Here is a 17,647-nt window from a genome sequence, read left to right on the forward strand (position 1 = left end):
TCCCGTACGGACGGAAGGCCCGGCAGGGCTCAGGCCTGGTGCTTGACGATGTAGTCGGTCGCGTCGCCGACCGTCTTGAGGTTCTTGACGTCGTCGTCCGGGATCTTGACGTCGAAGCGCTCTTCGGCGGCGACGACGACCTCGACCATGGACAGCGAGTCGACGTCCAGGTCGTCGGTGAAGGACTTGTCCAGCTGGACGTCCTCAACCGGGATGCCGGCGATCTCGTTCACGATCTCCGCGAGACCGGCGACGATCTCTTCCTGAGTGGCGGCCATGGTGGCGCTCCTTCGTTGTGATTCCAGCGGTTGTGGTGCGTGCCGCGTGGGCGGCGGGTTCTGCGGTGCCCGTGACGGATCCGATCATCCGGCACGGAGTGCCTAGGGGAGGGTAACGACCGTTGCGGCGTAGACGAGACCCGCCCCGAAGCCGATGACGAGCGCGGTGTCGCCGCTCTTCGCCTCGCCGGTCGCCAGGAGCCGCTCCATCGCGAGCGGGATCGAGGCGGCCGAGGTGTTGCCGGTGGTGCGGATGTCACGGGCGACCATGACGTGCTCCGGCAGTTTCAGGGTCTTCACCATCGAGTCGATGATCCGCACGTTGGCCTGGTGCGGGATGAAGACGTCCAGGTCGTCCGCGGTGATCCCGGCCGCGTCCAGCGCCTGCTGGGCGACCTTCGCCATCTCGAACACGGCCCAGCGGAACACCGCCTGGCCCTCCTGCGTGATCGCGGGGAACTTCTCGACGGTCCCGTCGCGGTAGTCCGTCCACGGCACCGTCTGCTTGATGGTCTCGGACTTGTCGCCCTCCGAGCCCCACACGGTCGGGCCGATCGCGGGCTCCTTGGACGGGCCGACGACCACCGCGCCGGCGCCGTCACCGAACAGGAAGGCGGTGGCCCGGTCCTCCAGGTCGGTCAGGTCGCTCAGCCGCTCCACGCCGATGACCAGGACGTACTCCGCCGACCCCTCGACCACCATGCCCTTGGCCAGCGTGAGCCCGTAGCCGAAGCCCGCGCAGCCGGCCGAGATGTCGAAGGCGGCGGCCCTGTCCGTGCCCAGCTTGTCGGCGATCTCCGTCGCGACGGCCGGGGTCTGGCTGAAGTGCGAGACGGTCGAGACGACGACGGCGCCGATCTGCGAGGCGTCGATCCCGGCGTCCGCGATCGCCTTGCCGGACGCCTCGATGGACATCGCCGCGACCGTCTCGTCGGGCGAGGCCCAGTGCCGGGTCTCGATGCCGGAGCGGGAACGGATCCACTCGTCGGACGAGTCGATCGTCTCCAGGATCACCTCGTTCGGCACGATCCGGGTGGGCCGGTAGCCGCCCACGCCGAGGATGCGCGCGTACGGGGCGCCCTTGCTGGGCTTGATCTTCGCCATGCGGGTCGGCTCCTTAGGGCGGTCAGGCGGCGTGCTCGGCGATGAGCTCGCGGGCCGCGTCGAGGTCGGCGGGGGTCTTCAGAGCCAGCGTCCTGACGCCGGGCAGCGCGCGCTTGGCGAGGCCGGTCAGGGTGCCGCCGGGGCAGACCTCGAGGAGGGCGGTGACGCCGAGCTCCTTGAAGGTCTCCATGCACAGGTCCCAGCGGACCGGGTTGGCGACCTGGCCGACCAGGCGCTGCAGCACCTCGGTGCCGGAGGTGACGGCCTCGCCGTCCTTGTTCGACACGTAGGTGATCTTCGGGTCGCCGGGCGTCAGCGCCTCGGCGGCCGTCGCCAGCGCGTCGACCGCCGGGCCCATGTGGGGGGTGTGGAAGGCGCCGGCGACCTTGAGCAGGACCACCCGGCGCACACCCTCGGGCTTGTCCGCCTCCAGCGCGGCGAGCTGCTCCTTGGTGCCGGCCGCGACGATCTGGCCCGCGCCGTTGATGTTCGCCGGGGTCAGGCCCAGCTTCTCCAGATGCGGCAGGGTCACCTCGGGGTCGCCGCCGAGCAGCGCCGCCATGCCGGTCTCCGTGATCGCGGCGGCATCGGCCATGGCCAGACCCCGCTTGCGGACCAGGGACAGTGCGGCGGTCTCGTCGAGGACGCCCGCGAAGGCGGCGGCGGTGATCTCACCGACGCTGTGACCGGCGACGGCCCCGGGCGCGACGTCCGTGATGGCACCGAGTGCCGAGGCGGACAGCAGCCCGGCCGCGACCAGCAGCGGCTGCGCCACGGCCGTGTCACGGATCGCGTCCGCGTCGGCCTTGGTGCCGTAGTGGACGAGGTCGAGTCCGATGACGTCGGACCACGCGGCGACGCGGTCCGCGGCACCGGTGAGTTCGAGCCATTCAGTCAGGAAGCCGGGCGTCTGGGCGCCCTGGCCGGGAGCGACGAGTACGAGCACTCTCACACTCTCTCTTGGGGACGGCCACGGCCGCCCGTGAGGACAAGGACGAAGAACGGAGGGGGGTTTTGTGGGGCCTCGACAAAACGCTAGGGCTGAAGATCGCCATCGACCAGACGCCCCAGGATCAGCGCGATCCGCAGCGTGAAGGCAGAGCGTACATCGGAGGGTGACCATCCGGTGACGTCTGTCACACGTCGAAGCCGGTAACGAACGGTGTTGGGATGCACGAACAGCATGCGCGCCGCGCCCTCGAGACTGCTCGCCTGTTCCAGATACACACTGAGCGTCTCCAGCAGGGCGGCCCCGGCCTCCTCCAGCGGTCTGTAGATCTCCTCCACCAACTGCTCACGCGCGGACGGGTCTCCGGCGATCGCACGCTCCGGAAGCAGATCGTCCGCCAGCACCGGGCGCGGGGCGTCCTGCCACGCGGAACACGCCTTGAGGCCCGCCGCGGCGGCCTGCGCGGACCGGGTCGCGGCCAGCAGGTCCGGCACCACGGGACCGGCCACCACCGGTCCCGCCGCATACGGTCCGATCAGCGACTTCGCGACTCCCAGCGGATTGTCGCTGCCGCCCGCGATCACCACGAGCCGGTCCCCGAGCACCCCGGTCAGCACCTGCAGCTTGGCGTGCCGTGCCGCCCGCCGGATCGCCTCCACGGTCAGTTCCGAGTCACCGTCGGGGGCGGTCCCCAGCACCACGCACACATGCTCGGGCGAGTTCCAGCCCAGCGCGGCGGCCCGCGACACGGCCCCCTCGTCGGCCTCGCCGCTGAGCACGGCGTTCACGACCAGGGACTCCAGGCGCGCGTCCCAGGCACCCCGTGCCTCGGCGGCCTGCGCGTACACCTGGGCCGTGGCGAAGGCGATCTCCCGCGCGTACACCAGCAGCGCCTCACGCAGCACGTTCTCGTCGCCGGGCGCCGCCACCTCGTCGATGGCGGACTCCATCACCTCGATGGTGGTGCGCACCATCTCCACGGTCTGCCGCAGCGTGATCGCCCGGGTCAGCTCACGCGGCGCGGTGCCGAAGACGTCGGTGGAGATGGCCTGCGGGGCGTCGGGGCGCCGGAACCACTCGGTGAACGCGGCGATGCCCGCCTGCGCGACCAGGCCGATCCAGGAACGGTTCTCCGGGGGCATGGCCCGGTACCAGGGCAGCGTCTCGTCCATCCGCGCGATCGCCTGCGCGGCGAGGCTGCCGGACGACCGCTCCAGCCGCTTCAGCGTCGCGGCATGCGGATGGGCGGGGCGTGCGGAGGCTTCGTTGGTGCTGGTTTCGGGTTCGGGCACGGGGACAAGACTGCCTTATCCGGACGGGAGGGCGTGCCCCAGGGCCTACCGTGGTCCATGTGATGGACGTACGGCGCGCTCGCGAGCGCTATCAGGGCGGCGATCCGGCGGCCGGAATCGAGACCCGCCACGCCTTCTCCTTCGGCCCCCACTACGACCCCGGCAACCTCCGCTTCGGCGCGGTGATCGCCTGCAACGAGGAGCGCCTCGCCCCCGGCGCCGGCTTCGACGAGCATCCGCACAGCCACACCGAGATCGTCACGTGGGTGGTGGAGGGCGAGCTGACCCACCGCGACTCCACGGGCCACGAGACGGTGATCCGCCCCGGCGACGTCCAGCGCCTGAGCGCCGCGTCCGGCGTCCGCCACGTGGAACGCAACGCCGGCCCGGCCCCCCTCACCTTCCTCCAGATGTGGCTGGCTCCGCTCGAGCCCGGCGGCGACCCCTCCTACGAGGTCGTCCGGGGCATAGCCGACTCCACCCCGTACGCCCTCCCGGAGGCCGGCGCGATGCTCCACGTCCGCCGCCTGGCGCCGGGGGAGCGGACGGCGGTGCCGGACGGGGCGTACGTGTACGCCCACGTCGTACGCGGTGAGGTGGCACTGGACGGCGAGCCACTGGCCCCGGGCGACGCGGCCCGCATCACGGACGCGCAGGGCGTCGATGCGGTGGCCGTGAACGCCCCGGCGGAACTGCTGCTGTGGGAGATGCGGGACCGGTGACCGCGGCTACCGCAGACCGTCGACGAACGCCTGCCAGGCGCCGGCACCGACGGTCACGACCGGCCCGGAGGGGTTCTTGCCGTCACGGACGGGGACGGCACCGGTGGGGCACCCGTCGGCGACCTCGACGCAGTCGCCGCCGTTGGGACCGCTATAGCTGGACTTACGCCACTGGGTCTCGCTCGGTCCGGTCTGCATAGCGTTCCTCCATTACGCGGGCGATCAGCGCGGCCGAGTCCTTCACGGACAGGGCAGCCGCTTGCAGGTGAGCGTAATTGAGATTGGCCTCTTTGATGGTCTCCGGGTTGGCCGTCATGTGGCCGGACATCATGTCCTCCGTGTAGAAGACGTCGGGGTGGTCATCGAAGCGCAGGATGTTGAACGCTCCAGCGAGCGCGGGATGTTCGCCGCTGGACAGCGGCAGCACCTGGATGCGCATCCAGCGATGGGTGGTGAACTTCAACAGGTGTCCCAGTTGGCGCCGCATGACGTCTTCTCCGCCAATCGGTCGGTGCAGCACGGCCTCATCGAGGATCACCAACGTCAGGGGCGGCTTCTCCCAGCCCAGGATGCGCTGACGTTCCAGCCGGGCGCCCAACAGACTGTCGAGCTGCTCCGGCTTGCCCGTAGCCAGCACCGCCCGCGCGTACTCCTCCGTCTGCAACAGCCCGTAGACCAACTGCGCCTGATACGTCGAGATGTATGCCGCCTTCGCCTCCATCTCCGCGTACGGCTGGAACCACGTGGGAAGTTGGCTGCGCAGCACCAGGCCGATCAGGCGGGAGAACAGGCCGTCCGTGCCGAGCGCCGCGTCCACGCGTTCGGAGAAGTCGCGGGTCGGGACCTTCTTCGTGGTCTCGATCTGGCAGATCAACGACCCGGTGCAGAAGATGATGTCGCCGAGCTGGCTCTGTTTGAGGCCGTGTGCCTCGCGTTGGCGGCGCAGTTCCCAGCCGTAGTAGTCGAGCGGGGAAGCGGTGGGGTCGAGCGACTGGATGTTGACCACGGCGGCACCTCGCTTCAACGCCTCACGGCGTCCGTTTCGTTCCGTGGTCGAGCGTAAGCGCAGCGTTGTCCAGCAGTGGGGTGAATGACGCAACTGGTCAGCACGCGGTGCCGTGCGGTTCGTCGCCGCACGGCACCGCAGGGCGACCGCGTCAGCCCTCGTCGCGCAGCTGTTCCGCCAGCGCTGTCAGTGACTCGGTCTCCTCGGTGTGGCCGAGTGCGGCCAGGCGGGAGACGGCCGTGTCGAGGCGGGCGAGGGCGGGGGCCGGGCGTTCCAGGTAGATGCCCTCCACAGCGGCTGCGAGGCGTACGCACTCGGCCCACTCGCCGGCCCGGTCCGGGCCGGGGTCCGGGGCGCCGAGCAGGGTGAGGGCCTTGTCCAGCGCGGTCAGGGCGGCCTCGTAGGCGCCGCAGTACGCGTTGACCCTGCCGTACTCGTAGGCCAGCGCGGGATCCAGTGGGCGGCCCTGGGCCTCGTACCCGGCTGCGCGGGCCTCGTCGGCGATGGCGCCCGCGTCGCTGAGGAAGGCGAGGGCGCCGGAGAGCCCCTCCGGGCCCTGCTGATGGGCCTGGAGACGGGCCAGTTCGCGCAGGGCGTTGCTGAGGTTCTCGTAGCGCGGGTCGCGGGCGTGGGCGGCGACGGCCTGGTCCACGGCCTTGCGGGCGCGGCCGAACTCACCGGACTCACCGAGGAGTACGGCCGTCTCCGCGGCGATCATGGCGTGGCTGCCCGGGTCGTCGTCCCAGCCCGCCGACTCGGCGGCGAGGGCGACGAACTCCGCTGTGGCGGCCTTGAGGTCCTCCCCGGCGTGCAGTGCGCGGGCGCGGGTCAGGCGCAGCTGGGCGACGAGCCGGTCGTCCAGCATTTCGTCGGTGACGTCCGGTTCGGTGAGGAGGGAGTCCAGCAGCGCTATGCACTCCTCGACACGGCCGAGGTCGAGGCTGAGCTGGGCCGCCTGGCTGTAGGAGCAGAACGCGTCGAATCTGCTGCCGTGGCGCAGGTCCAGCTCCGCCGAACGCGTCATGTGCCGCAGCGCCTCGTCGGGCCGGCCCAGGCGCATGCAGGCCTCGGCAAGACCGGCGTGGAGACGGGAGGCGTCGACCACGTCGGCCGGCCATGCGGCGGCCAGCCGCAGGCCTTCGGACAGGTCCGTGTACGCGGCCTGCGCGTCCTGGCGGGCGAAGTGCAGCCGGGCGCGCAGGGCCAGCGCACGGGGCAGGTGCCAGGCCGGGCCGTGGGCCCTCAGCCGTTCGAGGACGGCTTCGGTTTCGGTGAGCGCGCCCGGCAGGTCGCCGGAGAGGGCGAGTGTCGTGGCCCGCAGCAGCAGGGCCCCGGAGATCTGGGCGGCGATGTCGTGCCGGGTGGCGAAGGACAGCAGCAGATCCGCTTCGGCGAGGACCGGTGCGACGTGCTCCTCGCTCCCCGACGCCTGCAGACGCAGCCCGAGAGCGGTCGCCCGCAGCCGCAGCAGCCGGGCTTCCTGCTCCGGCGCGAGCCCCGACGCCTCCTCGTGCAGCCGAACCATGCCGGAGTGTGCGGCACCCAACGCGGCCGCCTTCGCCTCGGCGGCGGCGTCGCTCTGCGCCTGTGCGGCGCCGGCGTCCTCCGCTTCCGCGGCGGCGGAGGCGTTCGCGCCGTGCGCGTCGGTGCCGCTCGCGCCAGTGGCGCCAGGGCTGTGTGTCCGGGAGGAGACGGCGCCGCCCTCCGCCGTCCCGGCGGCGTCACCTTGCGTTCCGGCGGTGGTGCCCTGTGCTCCAGGGGCATCGGCGCCCCCCTGTGCCGGGAGTTCTGCCGTGGCCAGGAGGGCGTGGGCGCGGGACAGGGTGGCGTGGCCCGGCTTGGCGGAGTCGTCGTAGAGGGCCGCGGCTTCCTCGTGGAGGGCGGCCGCCTCGGCGAAGTCGTCCCGCTCGCCCGCCCGGCTCGCCTCGTCGGACAGCAGGTCCGCGCGGAGCTGGACGAGCGGGCCCACGGCCGGGTCGTCGGGGTGGCTGTAGTCGCGGGCGGTGACGAGTGTGCGCAGGTGGGCCCAGCGGGACCGGGAGTCCGGATGGCCCTGCTCGCTCAACTCGCGTGCCCTGGTGATCAGTTCCGGCAGTGTCTCGGGAGCGCCGGAGGTCGGTGCGGCGACCGGTGCCGCCGGGGCCACGTCGGCCAGGCCCCGGGTGCGCAGGGTCAGCTCCAGGGCGTCCAGGAGTGGGGCGCGGTCGAGGCGGGCCCGGCGGCGGTCGGCGTGAGCCGTCGTGCCGTTGCGGGCGTCGAAACGGGCGGCGAGGTCTTCGGCGCGCTCCCGCACCTCGGCGCGCAGTCCGGCCGCCGTCCAGGCGCGCCCCGCGAACCCGGCGGCGGGCAGCTCACCGTGGCCGAGCTTCTCGACGCGCTGGAGCAGGACCTCCACGCCGGTGAGGAAGTCGAACAGGTCCCGGGGCGAGTCCACCTCGTCGAACAGGTTCCGGTTCTCGGCGAGCAGTTCCAGGCCTCGTGCCTCGTTGCCCGTCAGCGCGCAGAACTCCAGGTGCCGGCCGACCTCCCCGCACATCGAGGGGTTGCGACGGCAGCCGCGGTAGCCGGCGAGGTGCAGTCCGCGTGCCTCGTCGGCGCGGCCGGCCCGCACCAGGGGCAGCAGCGCGTACGACACGGAGCGGGCCGGCTCCTCCTGGCAGGACTCCTTCCCGGCCAGGACCGGCTCCCAGGCGCGCAGCGCCCGCTCGTCGTCACCCGCCGCGAGGTGGTACAGGGCACGCTCGCACGTCTCACAGGCCTCGCAGTCGCTGAGCCGGCTGCGGGAGCGGCCCGCCCACAACTCGTAGGCGAGCGCGGTGTCCTCGCCGACGTGGGCGGCGAGCTGGTACGCCTGCCCGTAGTAGGGCTGGAGGTCCAGGCCGGCCTTCTCGTACCGGTCGCGCATCTCCGTCAGCCACGTGCGCAGGCTCGCCAGCGGTATCTCGGGCAGTGCGCGCAGGGCGTTGGCAACCCACTTGAAACGCCAGAACAGCTGGTGGCGCAGGCGCTCGTCGAAGACGTCGGGCCGCTCGTCGAAGAGCGTGAGCAGCCGGGCGAAGACGACGGGAGACTTCCGCGGCTCGGAGCCGTAGGTGTACGCCTCCTGGAGTTCGAGCAACGCGTGGACGAGCGGGACGGTCTCCTCGAACTGCTCGGCCGCGTCGACGAGCTCCTCGGCGGTGATGGTGCGGGTGCGGCCGTAGGGGCGCTCGTCGTTCGCCTGGAGCGCCTGGTACAGCTCGTCGGTGGTCTGGGGTGCGGTCGTCGGCATCGTCAGCTGTCCTTGCGGAGGGCGTGGGCGAGAAGGTCGAGGAAGGAGCGGTTGATGAGGCTCGACTCGGCGGGCCTGAGCGGACGGCGGGACAGCAGCGCGGCCTGCCCGTAGAGCGCTTCGGCGCTGGTGCGGGCCAGCTCGGGCTCGTCGATGGCGACGGCGGTGCGGACCAGCGGGTTGAGCTGGTTGAGGATGAGCTGGGCCCGCGGTGCCTCCTGGCGCAGGGCGCCGAGGATGTCGCCCCACAGGCCGCCCTCCTGCTCGCGCGCGAGCTGGGAGCGGGTGCGTTCGTGCCGTGCCTCCCGGCTGTCGACCAGGAGCGCGGGCGCGGAGGCGGGCTGGAAGGTGCGCAGGGCGACGTCGCAGTCGAAGACGGCGAGGGCGTCACGGGCCTGGGCGAGATAGGCCGCGGCGGCCAGCTCCGTCTCCCGGTCGACGGGGTCGAGGTGGGCGGTGAGGGTCGCCGGGTCCAGGTCGGCGACGGTGACCTCGGGCCTGATCTCGGGCAGCCGGTGGACCAGTTCACGGTCGTAGGTGTAGCCGCCGTTGACGACGCCGAGCCCGGCGGCCGAGGCGATCGCCGCGACCTGCCGGAACTCCTCCACGCTCGAGGTCACGAGCACGGTGCGGTGGGTGCGCGCGAACTCGTCGAGGGCGCAGTGTCCGTCGGTGGTCTCGAACGGCAGCCACCGCAGCAGCATCCGCAGGATCTCGTCATCGTGCACCGCGAGCGACTTCACGGCCAGATGGTGGGTCCTGAGGAAGCGGCCGAGCAGATCCGGGTCGCTGGCGGCGGCGCGGGCGATCCACGCGCGCAGCCGCTCGGCGAGGGCGTCGCGCACTGCGGCGAGGGTGTCGTCCTCGTACAGGGACTCGCGGGACGCGGTCGGGCGCAGGCTCTCGGCGTCGACGACGCAGCGCACGAAGAACGCCCACTCGGGCAGGATCTCCTCGGCCTGCTCGGACAGCAGCATGCCCTTGACGTGCACCCGGTGGCCGTGGCGGCGCCCGGCCGGCACCGCCTCGGGCAGCACGCACGCGATGCCCTTGAGGCCTACGGCCGGCAGGTCCAGCTCGATGGTGTCCAGTGGCGCGAACCCGAACACCTCCTCGCCGTAAGCGGCCAGCGCTCGGGAACGGGCCCCCGGGGTCGGGTACGTGCGCTCCCAGGGCGCGGCCTCCGGGTTGACCTGGGCACCCGCGCCGCCCGTGCCGTCGTCGAAGGTCACCGGATGCCGCAGCAGGGACCCGAAGTGCCGTGCCAGAGCGTGCACCTGCGCCGGCCGGGTCCACTCGCCCGCGTCGGCGCGCGGCGTCAGCGTGACGGTGGTGCCGGGCCGGGGGCGGGCGGAGGCGGGCAGTGCACGGACGGTGTAGCTGCCGTCGCCGCGACCCCGCCACTCCACGGCGGGCGCTTCGGGCGTACGGGCGGACCGGCTGACGACGTGGATCTCGTCCGCGACCAGGAAGCACGAGAGCAGACCGATGCCGAACTGGCCGATGAAATCTGCGCGTTGCTCGGCGACATGCTCCGCACGCTTGCTGCTGCGGCCGATCGTGGCGAGGAAGGTGTGGACGTCGGCCTCGGTGAGACCGACGCCGTCGTCCTCGACGCGCACCGCGGAGCCGTCGGCGTAGAGCCGGATGCCGAAGGAGCCGGCGGGGGCGGCCGGTTCGAGGGCGTGCCGGGCGGTCAGCGCGTCCACCGCGTTCTGCAGCAGTTCGCGCAGGTAGACACGGGGGCTGGAGTAGAGGTGGTGGGAGAGGAGATCGACGAGGCCGCGCAGATCCACCTGGAAGGTGCGGTCGGCGCCGGCCGGGTGCGGGCTGGTGTCGGGCAGAGTCATGGGACGGTCCGGAGGTGAGGGGGAGGGAAGGGAGGCGGCTCAGGCGCGGCGCTGTCTGCGGGCGAACTGCTTCTCGGGATCGCCGAAGTAGGTCCAGGGCCACGAGGTGTAGGCGCCGTCCAGTTCGTGGAAGACGCGCCGGGCGACCGTGCTTTCCTGGGCCAGCGACAGGGCCATGGCGAACATGTGGAAGTCGTGCTGCCAGCCCGGGCGCCGCTCGTAGGCGGGGTGCAGGATGCTGCGCCGGGCGGCCTCCCTCAACTCGTCCTGGACGGCGGGTGTGTCGAGGCAGTCCCAGTCGTCCGACTCCACCCAGTCCTCGATGTGTGCCATGGCGATCACACAGCCGAGGCGATGCCCCTCGGGCGCGCCGGCGAACGCCTCACGGGCGAACGCGAGGGCCTGACCGGGCTCCCCGCTCCAGCGCGGCTGCAACTGCGAGACCCACTCGAGGTGGCTCTCCAGGTCCAGCGGGTCGCGGCGCAGGGCGGCGTCCAGCCGGGTCTCCTTGACGGCCCGGGCCAGCGACATACCGCGGGCGGAGGTGAGGAGCCGGCGCCACGGTGTGACCCACTCCGGCCGCAGCTCGGCGGCCTCGAACAGATGCTCCTCGGCGATGTGCAGCCGCTCGCGGAAGATCCTCCACTGCTCCTGCGTGACGTTCACGGCACGCTCGGCGGTGCGGGCCTCCCAGCCCCAGACGACATGTCGCGCCCCGGATATCAGCAGCGCCTCGGCCCGGTGCTCCTTGTCCTCCTCGACGGCCCGGCCGATCCAGTCCTGCACCCCGTCCAGGTCGGCCAGCTCACCGAGGACGTGATGGTCGCGGCCGAGGTCGAAGGGGGTCAGCGCGGCCTTGACCGCCTCCCAGTCCCCTGCGTCGGCCGCCTCCACGAGCGCGAGTACGCGGGTGTCCCCGAGCGCGCGGAGCGGGTAGATCCCGTTCTTCCTGCGGGGGACCGGAAGAGCGTACGGATGCGCCGCCGGTCTCTCCTCACCCCTGCCGAACAGCTTGTCGAACATGCCGCGCCTCCCCTGGTCCCGCGTGATCATCCGGTGCAGCATAAGGTGCGCCACCGACATCGCATCCACGGAGTTTTCACATGCCGTTCATGCCGGCCGGGCCACGGAATACGGTGGCTGCTCCTGCTCCCGGTACGCCGCGCCCACCTCCGCGAGGCTGCGGCACAGGGCCGCGCAGTTCGCCTTCGCGTAGCCGATGACGAGGGCCGGCGGACTCCCGGCGGCGGACACGGAGTAGTCGCGTCCGCCGCGCAGCAGGACCGAGCGGCGGCGGGCGGCGCGGACGAGGGCCTGTTCGTCGATGTGGGACGGGAGCCGGACGTACGCCTGCAGCCCGCCGGCGCCGCCCGGCAGCCAGGCGCCGGGCAGCTGGGTGTCCAGGTGGGCGCGGACGGTGCGGCGACGGCGGCGGAACTCGGTGCGGAGCCTGCGCTGGTGGCGGTCGAAGGCGCCGGTGTCGATGAAACGCGCGAACGTGAGCTGTTCGAGCCCCGAGCAGCCGATGTCCCAGCCGGCGCGCACGTGTTCGACCGAGGCCATGAGCTCCGGCGGACCCGCGAGCCAGCCCAGCCGTAACGCCGGGGCGAGGGTCTTGCTGGCGCTGCCCGCGTAGACGACGCGGTCCGGAGCGAGGCTCTGCAGGGCGGGCAGCCGGTCGGCGGGATCCAGGAAGCCGGTGTCGAAGTCGTCCTCCAGCACATAGCCGTCGACCTCGCGGGCCCAGGCGACGAGCCGCTCGCGGCGTTCCCGGCTCAGGCGCACCCCGGTCGGGAACTGGTTGGCCGGGGTGATCAGCACGGCCCGTGCGCCGCTGGCCTCGAGGCGCTCCACGTCGAGCCCGTCCTCGTCGACGGGAATGCCGACGGGCCGCAGCCCCGACTGCCCGATGAACTCGCGTTCGCCGGGGTGGCCCGGGTCCTCGACCGCCAGCGCGGTGTGCCCCCGGTCGAGCAGCACCCGGCAGACCAGCGCCAGGCCCTGGGCGAAACCGGAGGTGATCATCAGATCCTCGGGCCGGCCGCGGACCCCGCGCACCCGGCCCAGATATCCGGTCAGGACACGCCGTGTGTGGGGGACTCCGGCGAGCGGGGAGTACCCGAGCTCCTGGCGGCCGGCCCCGCCGATCACGGCGGTCGCGCAGCGCAGCCACTCCGTCCGGGGGAAGTCCACGGTGTCGGTGGGGCCGGTGCGCAGGTCCCACCGGGCGCCGGGGGCCGGTTCCTCGGGGAGCGGGGCGAGGGCGGAGGCGGCCGCGTCCGCCCCGGTGTGCGCGGTGACGGAGGTGCCCGAACCGCGGCGGCCGGTCAGATACCCCTCGGCCGTCAGCTGGTCGTACGCCTCGACCACGACGCTCCGGGAAACCCCGATGTCGAGGGCGAGCTGACGGCTGGAGGGTATTCGAGTTCCAGGCTTTAAAGTTCCGTTCTCAACCAACGCACGGAGTGAGTCGCGTATCTGCAGGGCCAGGGGAAGCCGCGAATCCCGGTCCACCGTGAGCGCGATGTGCCGCGACAAGTGGTCTCCTCTTGAAGCAACGAAGTGGTATGGCCGGGGCATTGAAACATTTGATGGAGTTGCCTCGCACGCGCATTCGGCGCCGGTTCAGGTCCGGTGGCCGGTGTGGCAGGGGGGATCCGGACGATGCCGTCCGGAGCGTGCGATGTGCGGTGTTGCGCCCGGCGGAGGGGCGCTCCCACAGGTGTGTGAGGACCAATTCTTCGACGCCCCCTGCGATCCTGGCGATCGAAAGGCAAGCGTTGTGTCATTGGTATCGGTGGAATCGGCCGCGGTGTTGCCGCAGGAATCGGGCGAGCAGGGACCACCCCGATCCGGAGGAAACCATTCTGGGCGCGCGGCACCCGCACGGACGGAGAAAATCGCGGTTCGGGTGACGTCCGACGAAATTCCTTACGTGGACGCCCTCAATCTCTACGAGGAATTGTCCGCCATTCGGACACCGGACGACGTCTATCTCTTCGAGAGCCTCGACGGACCCGACCAGGACCGCCACTTCGCCGCCGTCGGCTGCGGACGGCTGGCCGAACTGCGGGTCCACGCCGACCGCGTGGAACTCGTGGCGTCCGGGGGCCTCGGGGAGGCGCTCACCGCCGCCGTCACGGCCGTCACCGGCCGCCCGCCGGCCGGTGACGACGGCATCCGCAGCTGGCCCCTGGCCGGCCCGGACACGGTGTGGCGGGTGCTGCGTGCCGTACAGGACGTGTTCGACGTCGACACCGACGTGCCCACCGGCACCTTCGCCTTCGGGTTCCTCACGACCCTCTCCTACGAGGCGGCCTGGGCCATGGAGGACCTGCCCGCCCCGCGGCCCGGGGCGGACCTGCCGCGGTGCACGCTCACCCTCTTCGAGGACACCCTCTGGTACGACCTGCGCGGCGGCGGACTCCGCCGTCTCGCCGCCCGCGGGCCCCGGCTCGGCGGCCCGGCACCGGACCTGCCCGCCGCCCTGGACCGGGCCCGGGCACGGGGCGCCGCGCGGGCGGCGGTCCCGGACGCGCCCGAGCCCCGCTCGGTGCGCGACACGGTGGACGAGGAGACGTTCACCCGCCGCGCCCGGCGGTGCCTGGAGCACATCGGGGTCGGCGACAGCTACCAGATCCAGATCGGCCACCGCATCGACGTGGAGAGCGAGCTGACGCCCCTCCAGGTCTACCGGCGGCTCAGCCACCGCAACCCCTCGCCGTACATGTACCTCGTGCCCTGGGCGGGCCGCACGGTCATCGGGGCCAGCCCCGAGCTGTTCGTGCGCATCCAGGACGGCACCCTCTCGATGCGGCCCATCGCGGGCACCACGCCCCGGGCGGCCGACCCCGCCGAGGACGCCCGCCGGGTCGCGGAACTGCGGGCGAGCGCCAAGGAACAGGCCGAGCACGTCATGCTCGTCGACCTGTGCCGCAACGACATCGGACGGGTGTGCGAGCCGGACACGCTGCGCGTCGACACGATGATGGAGGTGGAACGCTTCGCCTACGTCCACCACTTGGTGTCGACGGTCTCGGGCCGGATCCGTGACGGCGTCGACGTCTGGGCGTCCATCTGCGCGACCTTCCCTGCCGGCACCATGACCGGCGCGCCCAAGCTGCGCGCCATGGAGATCATCCACGACATCGAGGACGGGCCGCGCGGCATCTACGCCGGCGCCCTCGGCCTCGTCGACGTACGCGGCTTCGCGGTCCTCGCGCTGTGCATCCGCACCGTCGTCCACGACGGGGACCGCTACAGCACCCAGGCCTCGGCCGGGGTGGTCGCGGACTCCGAGCCGGCCGCCGAATGGCGCGAGACGCTGGCCAAGATGAGCGCCGCCCACTGGGCACTGACCGGCGAGGAGTTGCTCGCATGAGGGTCCTGCTGGTGGACGCGTACGACAGCTTCAGCCACATCATCGACCAGTACCTGCTCAGCCTCGGCGCACGGACCGACGTGGTGCGCTCCCGCACCCGCTCCGTCGAGGCGCTGGTGGCGTCGGCGCCCGACGCGGTGGTCCTCGGGCCGGGACCCGGGCACCCGCGGGACTCCGGGCACGTCGAGCTGGTGCACGCCTTCGCCGGGCGCGTCCCGCTGCTCGGGGTGTGCCTGGGGCACCAGGCCATCGGCCTCGCCTACGGGGCGCGGATCACGGTCGCCGAGCGGCTGATGCACGGCAAGACCAGCCCGGTCGAGCACGACGGGCAGGGCGTCTTCGCCGGGGCGCCGAGCCCGCTGACGGCCACCCGCTACCACTCCCTGGTGATCGCACGGCCGGCCGCGCCGCTCGTGGTCACGGCCACCTCCACGGACGACGGCTGCGTCATGGGCGTACGCCACCAGGACCTCGACGTCGAAGGGGTGCAGTTCCACCCGGAGAGCGTCATGACCCAGGACGGGATGCGGCTCTTCGGCACCTTCCTGACCCGCGCCGCAGCCGCTGCCGGCGCCCTCCGCTAGGGGCCGCGCCCCACCACCCGCACTCCCGCAGGCCGCTGGGACGCCCCGGCGTGCCCGCGCGCGGCATCACCATCGAACCAAGCAAAGGACCCCACGCCCATGTGGCTTCCCACGCACGGACCCGCGGCCGAGTTCGCCGCGCGGTACCTCGCCGTGCACCGCGCCTTCTACGCCCGCACCCTGAGCGAGGCGGACCTCGACGCCTGGCGCCGCAGCCAGCTGGCCACGGTGCTGGAGCAGGTCAGCACCCGGTCACCGTTCTACGCACGGCACCTGAAACAGGCCGACCTGTCCGCCGTCACCCCGGACGACCTCACGGCCCTGCCCTTCACCACCAAGGCCCACCTGCGCGAGGAGATGCTCGACGTCCTCAGCCGGCCGCTCGCCGAGGCCCTGTTCTTCTACGAGACGACCGGCACCACGGGCCGCGCCACGCCCTGTCCCCGCGACGGGCGGGAGATCGTCGCCAGCAACGCCCACGTCACCGAGTCCTGGGCCTCGATCTTCCGGCACCACTTCGGCACGCACGCCCCGCGGATCGGCCTGATGGGGCCGACCGAGGTGCACTCGTTCGGCGACACGCTCGGCGACATCGCCCGCAACACGGGCTCCATGAACGCCAAGATCTGGCCCTATTCCCCCGTCATCGGCTTCCGGAAGGCCCTTCAGCTCATGAAGGACCTGGAACTGGAGGTCGTCTGCTGCACGCCCGGCGTCGCCCTCACCCTCGCCAAGGCCGCCGAGCACTACGGCTACGACCTGCGGCGGGACTTCGCGGTCAAGCTGCTCTTCGTCACCGGCGAGATGTGCACGCCCGCCCTCGCGCACAACCTGGAGACGGTCTGGGGCGCGGACGTCTACAACATCCTCTACGGCTCCCAGGAGGCGTTCGTCGTCGCGACCGCCTGCCGCAACAAGCGCATGCACCTCTCCCAGACCAACTACGTCGTCGAGGTGGTCGACCCCGAGACCGGCGAGTCCCACGGCCCCCGAGGAACGGGCGAGTTGACGCTCACCATGCTGATGGACGGGGTGAAGCCGCTGGTCCGCTACCGCACCGGTGACGCGGTGTCCGTGACGGAGTCCGACTGCGACTGCGAGATGCCCGGAGACCTCGTACGGATCGTCGGGCGCACCCTGGACCGGATCGACCTCGGCGGCCGGCGGTTCACGGCCGGCCAGATCGAGACCGCCGTGATGACGGGGGTCACCGGGTCCGCCGGGTACCAGGTCGTCATCGAGCAGGACGACACCGGACAGGACCGGCTCACGGTACGCCTGGAACTCCTGTCGGCTCTCACCGCCGACCCCGAGGCGGTCGCCGACGAGGTGCGCGCGCGGACCGCGAACGCCCTCGGAGTGCCCGTCACGGTCGAACTCAGCGACGGACTCGACCCGATCGTCAGCACCGGCGCGTTCGTGAGCTGGAAGGCCGCCCGTGTGGTGGACCGGCGCACGGCGACCGACCACGAGACCTCGGTGGCACAGCGGATGGCGGCGAACCGTGGCTACACGAACTGACCTCACCGCCGGATCCGCCCGGGCGGTGCCGCTGCCCCGCACCCTGGCGAGCGAGTACGCCGCCCGCTGGAGCGAGCTGTCCGAGAGATGGGCGGCGCGCCCGGGGGCCGTCCTCGGGACACTCGGCCCCGAGGGGACCTCCAGCGACCTGACCGCGCGCTTCCTCGCGGCGGGGCACGGCCTGAGCGTGCGGCTGTTCCGCACCTTCGACGAGGTGCTGGACCACCTCCTCGAGGGACGACTCGACTTCGCCCTCGTACCCAGCGCCTACGCGGGCCTCACCCGCTTCCACTGGCACCCGGATCTGCGCCTGCGCGCGTTCTTCCCGCGGGCCACACCGGAGTACGGCATCGCCGCCGGAGCGGCAGACCGGGTCCCGCCGGGTGACGGACCGCTGTCCGTCGCCGCCATGTGGGAGGTCCGGCGGATCTACGCCGAGGTGGTGCCGCCGGCGTTGCGGGACCGGGACGTCCACTGGGTGGACGCGTCCTCCACCCAGCACGCGGCCGAGATCGTCGCCGGCGGCGGCGCCCGGCTCGCGGTGACCAACGCCCCCGGAGTGCGGGCGCACGGACTGCGCTGGGTGGCGACCCGGCCCGGCGCGGAGATCCTCTGGACGCTCTTCGAACGCTCCCGGGAGCACGAGGAGCCGTTCACCGCGAACCGGCAACCCTGAACACAGGAGAGAT

Annotated in this window: 15 protein-coding genes; 5 read left to right on the forward strand and 10 right to left on the reverse strand. The window is 72.2% G+C overall.

Translation table 11 applies throughout. From position 1 onward, the window contains the following. Positions 1-29: 29 nt before the first annotated feature. From ACZ44S_RS01410 to fasR, 4 genes are all read right to left on the reverse strand, one after another. Positions 30-278, reverse strand: coding sequence for an acyl carrier protein (locus ACZ44S_RS01410; protein ID WP_100591921.1), 249 nt, complete (start codon positions 276-278; stop codon positions 30-32). A 102-nt stretch (positions 279-380) separates the two neighbouring features. Then, positions 381-1,382: a beta-ketoacyl-ACP synthase 3 gene (locus ACZ44S_RS01415; RefSeq protein ID WP_466923074.1), complete on the reverse strand. Its 1,002-nt coding sequence runs from the start codon at positions 1,380-1,382 to the stop codon at positions 381-383. Positions 1,383-1,404: 22 nt separating this feature from the next. Then, positions 1,405-2,328, reverse strand: coding sequence for an ACP S-malonyltransferase (locus ACZ44S_RS01420; RefSeq protein ID WP_466923077.1), 924 nt, complete (start codon positions 2,326-2,328; stop codon positions 1,405-1,407). Positions 2,329-2,417: 89 nt separating this feature from the next. Next, a complete protein-coding gene (fasR, locus tag ACZ44S_RS01425; RefSeq protein WP_466923080.1) occupies positions 2,418-3,623 on the reverse strand; it encodes a fatty acid biosynthesis transcriptional regulator FasR in 1,206 nt (401 codons plus the stop codon). A gap of 62 nt (positions 3,624-3,685) precedes the next feature. Between fasR and ACZ44S_RS01430 the strand changes: the two genes are divergently transcribed. Further along, positions 3,686-4,345: a pirin family protein gene (locus ACZ44S_RS01430; RefSeq protein ID WP_466923630.1), complete on the forward strand. Its 660-nt coding sequence runs from the start codon at positions 3,686-3,688 to the stop codon at positions 4,343-4,345. A gap of 6 nt (positions 4,346-4,351) precedes the next feature. Here the strand turns inward: ACZ44S_RS01430 and ACZ44S_RS01435 are convergent, their stop codons facing one another. From ACZ44S_RS01435 to pdxR, 6 genes are all read right to left on the reverse strand, one after another. After that, positions 4,352-4,543: a DUF397 domain-containing protein gene (locus tag ACZ44S_RS01435; protein ID WP_466923083.1), complete on the reverse strand. Its 192-nt coding sequence runs from the start codon at positions 4,541-4,543 to the stop codon at positions 4,352-4,354. Further along, the gene (locus tag ACZ44S_RS01440; protein ID WP_466923087.1) at positions 4,509-5,351 is read right to left on the reverse strand and encodes a helix-turn-helix domain-containing protein; all 843 of its coding nucleotides are present in this window, start codon (positions 5,349-5,351) and stop codon (positions 4,509-4,511) included. The genes ACZ44S_RS01435 and ACZ44S_RS01440 overlap by 35 nt, the downstream gene beginning before the upstream one ends. A 151-nt stretch (positions 5,352-5,502) precedes the next feature. After that, positions 5,503-8,622, reverse strand: coding sequence for a hypothetical protein (locus tag ACZ44S_RS01445; RefSeq protein ID WP_466923090.1), 3,120 nt, complete (start codon positions 8,620-8,622; stop codon positions 5,503-5,505). 2 nt (positions 8,623-8,624) lie between these two features. Then, a complete protein-coding gene (locus ACZ44S_RS01450; RefSeq protein ID WP_466923093.1) occupies positions 8,625-10,472 on the reverse strand; it encodes an HSP90 family protein in 1,848 nt (615 codons plus the stop codon). A gap of 39 nt (positions 10,473-10,511) precedes the next feature. Further along, positions 10,512-11,495, reverse strand: coding sequence for a hypothetical protein (locus ACZ44S_RS01455; RefSeq protein WP_466923632.1), 984 nt, complete (start codon positions 11,493-11,495; stop codon positions 10,512-10,514). 87 nt (positions 11,496-11,582) lie between these two features. Beyond that, complete coding sequence (gene pdxR / locus ACZ44S_RS01460; protein WP_466923096.1) at positions 11,583-13,052, reverse strand: MocR-like pyridoxine biosynthesis transcription factor PdxR; 1,470 nt, start codon at positions 13,050-13,052, stop codon at positions 11,583-11,585. Positions 13,053-13,383: 331 nt separating this feature from the next. Here pdxR and ACZ44S_RS01465 point away from each other — a divergent pair, with 331 nt between their 5' ends. The 4 genes from ACZ44S_RS01465 to ACZ44S_RS01480 all read left to right on the forward strand — a co-directional run bounded on the left by ACZ44S_RS01465 (position 13,384) and on the right by ACZ44S_RS01480 (position 17,634). Then, positions 13,384-14,853: an anthranilate synthase component I family protein gene (locus ACZ44S_RS01465; RefSeq protein ID WP_466923099.1), complete on the forward strand. Its 1,470-nt coding sequence runs from the start codon at positions 13,384-13,386 to the stop codon at positions 14,851-14,853. Further along, positions 14,850-15,437, forward strand: coding sequence for an anthranilate synthase component II (locus ACZ44S_RS01470; protein WP_466923102.1), 588 nt, complete (start codon positions 14,850-14,852; stop codon positions 15,435-15,437). Before ACZ44S_RS01465 ends, ACZ44S_RS01470 begins: the two co-directional genes overlap by 4 nt. Positions 15,438-15,536: 99 nt before the next feature. After that, entirely contained in the window at positions 15,537-16,958 is a 1,422-nt protein-coding gene (locus ACZ44S_RS01475; RefSeq protein WP_466923105.1) for a phenylacetate--CoA ligase family protein, read from the forward strand. Beyond that, complete coding sequence (locus ACZ44S_RS01480) at positions 16,942-17,634, forward strand: type 2 periplasmic-binding domain-containing protein (RefSeq protein ID WP_466923108.1); 693 nt, start codon at positions 16,942-16,944, stop codon at positions 17,632-17,634. Before ACZ44S_RS01475 ends, ACZ44S_RS01480 begins: the two co-directional genes overlap by 17 nt. Positions 17,635-17,647 lie beyond the last annotated feature (13 nt).

This window comes from Streptomyces malachitofuscus (genome assembly GCF_055571035.1).

Bases quoted from the DNA above. Each gene is read 5' to 3' on its own strand.
- ACZ44S_RS01410 (WP_100591921.1), bottom strand. From the start codon at position 278: ATGGCCGCCACTCAGGAAGAGATCGTCGCCGGTCTCGCGGAGATCGTG.
- ACZ44S_RS01415 (WP_466923074.1), bottom strand. From the start codon at position 1,382: ATGGCGAAGATCAAGCCCAGCAAGGGCGCCCCGTACGCGCGCATCCTC.
- ACZ44S_RS01430 (WP_466923630.1), top strand. From the start codon at position 3,686: ATGGACGTACGGCGCGCTCGCGAGCGCTATCAGGGCGGCGATCCGGCG.
- ACZ44S_RS01435 (WP_466923083.1), bottom strand. From the start codon at position 4,543: ATGCAGACCGGACCGAGCGAGACCCAGTGGCGTAAGTCCAGCTATAGC.
- ACZ44S_RS01445 (WP_466923090.1), bottom strand. From the start codon at position 8,622: ATGCCGACGACCGCACCCCAGACCACCGACGAGCTGTACCAGGCGCTC.
- ACZ44S_RS01450 (WP_466923093.1), bottom strand. From the start codon at position 10,472: ATGACTCTGCCCGACACCAGCCCGCACCCGGCCGGCGCCGACCGCACC.
- ACZ44S_RS01455 (WP_466923632.1), bottom strand. From the start codon at position 11,495: ATGTTCGACAAGCTGTTCGGCAGGGGTGAGGAGAGACCGGCGGCGCAT.
- pdxR (WP_466923096.1), bottom strand. From the start codon at position 13,052: ATGCCCCGGCCATACCACTTCGTTGCTTCAAGAGGAGACCACTTGTCG.
- ACZ44S_RS01470 (WP_466923102.1), top strand. From the start codon at position 14,850: ATGAGGGTCCTGCTGGTGGACGCGTACGACAGCTTCAGCCACATCATC.
- ACZ44S_RS01475 (WP_466923105.1), top strand. From the start codon at position 15,537: ATGTGGCTTCCCACGCACGGACCCGCGGCCGAGTTCGCCGCGCGGTAC.